This is a genomic window from Streptomyces sp. NPDC059564 (assembly GCF_042735575.1).
Lineage (GTDB): Bacteria > Actinomycetota > Actinomycetes > Streptomycetales > Streptomycetaceae > Streptomyces.
This window is the reverse complement of record NZ_JBHWBP010000648.1, coordinates 1-1,796: the sequence shown is the minus strand read 5'-3', so window position 1 is coordinate 1,796 and position 1,796 is coordinate 1. Positions and strand designations below refer to the sequence as shown.

The window sequence follows — 1,796 nt, the reverse complement described above, 5'->3', positions numbered from 1 at the left end:
GGCCGGGGCGCGTCGTCGCGTACGAGGGCCCGCCGGTCACCGAACGAACCGCCACCGGTCTGCCGCAGCGACGCCGCAAGGACCGTGCCACCAGCCCCGACGTCCCGCCCGTCGCGGCGCCGCGGACCGCGGCGGACGAGGGCCCCGGCATGTGGCTGGAGGCCTTCCACAGCGGATTGTCCGGCGCGTCGGGCCAGGGCGGCCCCGACGGCGAGGACGCGTCGGACTCAGTGACCAAGGGGATGTAAGCAGTGATGACACAGCGAAGCAGCATGGACTGGATGCTCAAGGACCTGGCTGCCGGAGTGCCACAGACGCGGCACGTGATCGTGCTGTCCGCCGACGGCCTGTGCGTGGCCCAGTACGGAGCCGAGACCGACACCGCCGACCGCCTCGCGGCGGCCTGCGCGGGCCTGCAGAGCCTGGCCGGGGCCGTGGCCTCCGAACTGCCCCACTCCAAGGGCCGGATGCGCCTGGTCGTCATCGAGATGGACGGCGGGTTCTTCTACCTCATGGCCGCCGGCGACGGCTCCTACCTGGCCGTCCTCGCCGACGAGGGCGTCGACGCGGGCCTGATGGGCGCCCAGATGCGCAACCTGGTGTCCCGGATGGGGGACCACCTCAGCAGTCCGCCCCGACATGACGGACAGCCCGCGTGAGTGAGCCCCCCGCGAGCTGGGAGGAAGACAGTCCCGAACGGCTCTACGTCATCACCGGCGGCCGCAGCGAGCCGTCCACCGCCACCCACCTCGACCTCGTGACCCTGGTCGTGGCCAAGGCGGCGGCCCGGCCCGAGATGCCGCCCGAGCACGCCGCGATCCTGCGGATGTGCCAGGCGCCGCTGTCGGTCGCCGAGATCGCCGCGTACGCCCGCCTGCCCGTCAGCGCCGTCACCGTCCTGGTCGGAGACCTGCTCTCGACGAAGCGCGTGCAGGTGCGCCCGCCCGTCCCCGCCGCCCACCTACCCGACCTTGCTCTGATCGAGGCAGTGATCGATGGACTTCAAAAGCTCTGACCCGCTCGCCGGGCCCCGGAGCGTGGACATACTCCCGCACACGGCGGCGGCCGCCGTCAAGGTCGTCATCGTCGGCGGCTTCGGCGTGGGCAAGACGACGATGGTCGGGGCCGTCAGCGAGATCAAACCGCTGACGACCGAGGAGACCATGACCCGGGCGGGCATCGGAGTCGACGACACGCGCGGCGTGGCGCGCAAGACCACCACGACCGTGGCCATGGACTTCGGCCGCATCAGCATCAACGACGAACTCGTGCTCTACCTGTTCGGCACGCCCGGCCAGGAGCGCTTCTGGTTCCTGTGGCGGGGACTCTTCGAAGGCGCGCTCGGCGCGGTCGTGCTCCTCGACACCCGCCGGCTCGAAATCAGCTTCGACGTCATCGGGCGGCTCGAAGAGCGGGGCGTGCCCTTCGTCGTCGCCGTCAACTCCTTCCCCGGCGCGCCCGAGCACCCCCTCGAAGAGCTGCGCCAGGCCCTCGACCTGCCGCCCTCGGTCCCGATCCTCGTCTGCGACGCCCGCAGACGGGACTCCTCCCGCGATGTCCTGCTGACCCTCATGCGCTACCTTCACTCCCAGGCAGCCACCCCGGAGGCAATGTGAGTACCAACCCGACCCCGCCGCCCGAGTGCCCGGCCCACGCCGCCGCGGCGGCCACGGGCGGCCTGTACCGGCTCCACGGCCCGGAGGCGGAAGCCGACCCGATGGGGCTGTACGAGAAGCTGCGGGCCGAGCACGGGCCGGTGGCCCCCGTCCTGGTCAGCGGAGACCTCCCGGCCTGGC

The 1,796-nt window shown here is 72.2% G+C and carries 3 protein-coding genes and 2 pseudogenes; all 5 read left to right on the top strand.

Features of this window, described 5'->3' with window-relative positions; genetic code table 11:
* Positions 1 to 248: pseudogene (locus tag ACFV0Q_RS41295) on the top strand (ATP-binding protein); the annotation flags it as partial.
* A gap of 6 nt (positions 249 to 254) precedes the next feature.
* A complete protein-coding gene (locus ACFV0Q_RS41290) occupies positions 255 to 659 on the top strand; it encodes a roadblock/LC7 domain-containing protein (protein WP_385013222.1) in 405 nt (134 codons plus the stop codon).
* Positions 656 to 1,015, top strand: a complete 360-nt coding sequence (locus ACFV0Q_RS41285) for a DUF742 domain-containing protein (protein ID WP_385013221.1) — start codon at positions 656 to 658, stop codon at positions 1,013 to 1,015. The genes ACFV0Q_RS41290 and ACFV0Q_RS41285 overlap by 4 nt, the downstream gene beginning before the upstream one ends.
* The gene (locus tag ACFV0Q_RS41280; RefSeq protein ID WP_385013219.1) at positions 996 to 1,616 is read left to right on the top strand and encodes an ATP/GTP-binding protein; all 621 of its coding nucleotides are present in this window, start codon (positions 996 to 998) and stop codon (positions 1,614 to 1,616) included. The genes ACFV0Q_RS41285 and ACFV0Q_RS41280 overlap by 20 nt, the downstream gene beginning before the upstream one ends.
* Positions 1,613 to 1,796, top strand: a pseudogene (locus tag ACFV0Q_RS41275) (cytochrome P450); the annotation flags it as partial. The gene ACFV0Q_RS41280 and the pseudogene ACFV0Q_RS41275, both read left to right, overlap by 4 nt.

Excerpts from the sequence above, each read along its gene's own strand:
- ACFV0Q_RS41280 (WP_385013219.1), top strand. The coding sequence starts at position 996 with ATGGACTTCAAAAGCTCTGACCCGCTCGCCGGGCCCCGGAGCGTGGAC.
- ACFV0Q_RS41290 (WP_385013222.1), top strand. The coding sequence starts at position 255 with ATGACACAGCGAAGCAGCATGGACTGGATGCTCAAGGACCTGGCTGCC.